Annotated in this window: 4 protein-coding genes and 1 pseudogene; all 5 read left to right on the forward strand. The window is 35.3% G+C overall.

Annotation, left to right across the window (positions count from 1 at the left end; translation table 11 throughout):
- Nucleotides 1-250: 250 nt before the first annotated feature.
- The 5 genes and pseudogenes from PX481_RS00705 (at nucleotide 251) to PX481_RS00725 (ending at nucleotide 2,115) form a co-directional block, all read left to right on the forward strand.
- Complete coding sequence (locus PX481_RS00705) at nucleotides 251-478, forward strand: hypothetical protein (RefSeq protein WP_002760185.1); 228 nt, start codon at nucleotides 251-253, stop codon at nucleotides 476-478.
- A gap of 23 nt (nucleotides 479-501) precedes the next feature.
- Nucleotides 502-678: pseudogene (locus PX481_RS00710) on the forward strand (tetratricopeptide repeat protein); the annotation flags it as partial.
- Between the two features lie 193 nt (nucleotides 679-871).
- Nucleotides 872-1,114 carry a hypothetical protein gene (locus tag PX481_RS00715; protein WP_002760184.1) on the forward strand — a complete coding sequence of 81 codons (243 nt, stop codon included), beginning with the start codon at nucleotides 872-874 and terminating at the stop codon, nucleotides 1,112-1,114.
- Between the two features lie 2 nt (nucleotides 1,115-1,116).
- On the forward strand, nucleotides 1,117-1,542 hold the full coding sequence (locus PX481_RS00720) for a type II toxin-antitoxin system VapC family toxin (protein ID WP_002760181.1): 426 nt from the start codon (nucleotides 1,117-1,119) through the stop codon (nucleotides 1,540-1,542).
- Between the two features lie 315 nt (nucleotides 1,543-1,857).
- A complete protein-coding gene (locus PX481_RS00725; protein WP_288093136.1) occupies nucleotides 1,858-2,115 on the forward strand; it encodes a hypothetical protein in 258 nt (85 codons plus the stop codon).
- The last annotated feature ends 89 nt before the right edge of the window (nucleotides 2,116-2,204 follow it).

Here is a 2,204-nt window from a genome sequence, read left to right on the forward strand (position 1 = left end):
AACCTTTATAGAGACAGACATTGCCGCAATTTTTGTCAATTGTTTGCGATCTGGAGCGAACTAATCAATTAAATCTCTTGCCAGATAAGGATTGAGTCGATTTATGCCCCCCTATCGAACCATAACAAGTCCCGAAGAGCCGGAGAAAGTTTTAGGAGAGAATTATCCCCATCAAACGCTATAAAGGTATAATGCGTATATGTAATCCTGTCGAATTTATTTTACTAATGACTGAATCAGGAGATAAATCATGAAAATTGACTTCCCTAGTTTACCTCGTAACACTGAATTGCATCGTGAAGCTATTGAAATTCTAAACGAACGAATGGGTATCGCCAAAGCTGCCATCTTTAGGAGTGATACCTTTTGGAAACCAACTGACTATCTAGAAATTAAACATAATCTGTTTGCTGATGAAACTGTTGCTAGTCTTTATGAAAAAGTGGTACTTTGGCGTGAGCAAACTCAAAAACCCTAATGTTACAGTAATATGTAGCAACTTCCCTCACCAATTTAGCAGAATTATACTCATCTCAAGGAAGGTATGAAGAAGCTGAACCGCTCTTTTTACAAGCATTAGCAATTGCCGAGCAAGCTTTAGGGGAGAATCATCCTAATACTGTTAAGAGTCGGGAAAATTTACAAAGGCTGCGACAACAGCAACATCCATCGTCTTAACTGTGATTTATGTGTGGGATGGACTATGATTGATTATTGATGAAGACTTGCTGAATACAACACAATCATAGTATTCATTCAATCATTCAAATCATAGTTTAGACTTATTATGGGATTATGGGATGGACTATAATTGAATTAATCACTGATAACTGATATAGGCTATATTTGAAGAACTTACAAAGGTAAAATTATGACTATCAAAGAACAACTAATTCATGAAATTGAAACAGTATCCGATGAGGTAATAGAAGAAGTTTTTGACTTTTTATTATTAGCCAAAATCAAACATAATCGATCGCAAGAACAATCTAAACCTTTTGCACAATTTATAGAAGAACTCACTGCTGATATTCCTCAAGAAATTTTAGATACCTTACCAACCGATAGTGCAGAACAACATGATCATTATATTTACGGCACTCCTAAACATTAACTATGAAGCAAATTTTTGCCGACACCTTTTATTGGATCGCTTTACTCAACCCTAAAGATGACTGGCATCAAATCGCGCTTAATTATGCTCATAATTGTATCAATGATCAGCTAATAACGACAGATGGCATTATTGATGAGATACTGAACTATGCTTCATCTAGAGGAACTATTATGAGACAGAAAGCACTCTTGATGTGTACGCAAATGCTACGGGAAAAAACAATAAAAGTTATTTCCTATACACCAGAATTACGTCAATTAGGTTTTGAATTATATAAACAACGGTCAGACAAAGGTTATAGCATTACAGACTGCATATCAATGGTAATTATGCAACAAATGGATATTTTTGAAGTGCTTACCCATGACAAGCACTTTACCCAAGAAGGTTTTATTATTCTTTTTCAAAAAATAGAACTACTATAAAATGGAGTCAACGACTAAGCTAAACGGCTTTTACTTCGGATCACCGATATAGACTCCAAAAGGGTTATAGCTGTTGGATCATGCAGGTTAAGCGCCGTTTAGCTTATTAGGAAAAATCACTCTACTATTGTTCAAATTCGGAAAAGTTTACAAATGATGCGACAACAGCAATATCCATCGTCTTAACTGTGATTGATGGGATTATGGGATGTAAACAATGCAACTCAAAAACAAAAACTCCCCTTTCTAAACTGTTCTTTACGCACATCTCTCATTAAAATCCCATTATCTAAAACATAAAGAGGCAATCTGCTCATGACACAAATTACACTGCAAATCACCATTGAATCCCTTACAGAAGCAATTACGACCCTTGATCTGAGTGAACAAATTCTGCTGCGTGACTTTCTCGATGCTCAAATTAGACAGACAAAACTATCTAACGAAAATATTGTATTAAAACCTGCTAAAGAATGCTTTCGTCAAGGTTGGCAAGATGCCATGACAGGAAACATTCAACCAATCTCCGAATTAAGTAGTCATGCAAAATTAATTACCCAAATAAAAAATTAAGAAGTATAATACATAAAAAAACGAAGCAGCAGGAAAATACAATGAGATTGATTAGAGACCTAAACCCCGAGAGCCAGAAAATGCTAGAG

Source organism: Microcystis sp. M53603_WE2 (assembly GCF_030065435.1).

Excerpts from the sequence above, each read along its gene's own strand:
- PX481_RS00705 (WP_002760185.1), top strand. The coding sequence starts at position 251 with ATGAAAATTGACTTCCCTAGTTTACCTCGTAACACTGAATTGCATCGT.
- PX481_RS00715 (WP_002760184.1), top strand. The coding sequence starts at position 872 with ATGACTATCAAAGAACAACTAATTCATGAAATTGAAACAGTATCCGAT.
- PX481_RS00725 (WP_288093136.1), top strand. The coding sequence starts at position 1,858 with ATGACACAAATTACACTGCAAATCACCATTGAATCCCTTACAGAAGCA.
- PX481_RS00720 (WP_002760181.1), top strand. The coding sequence starts at position 1,117 with ATGAAGCAAATTTTTGCCGACACCTTTTATTGGATCGCTTTACTCAAC.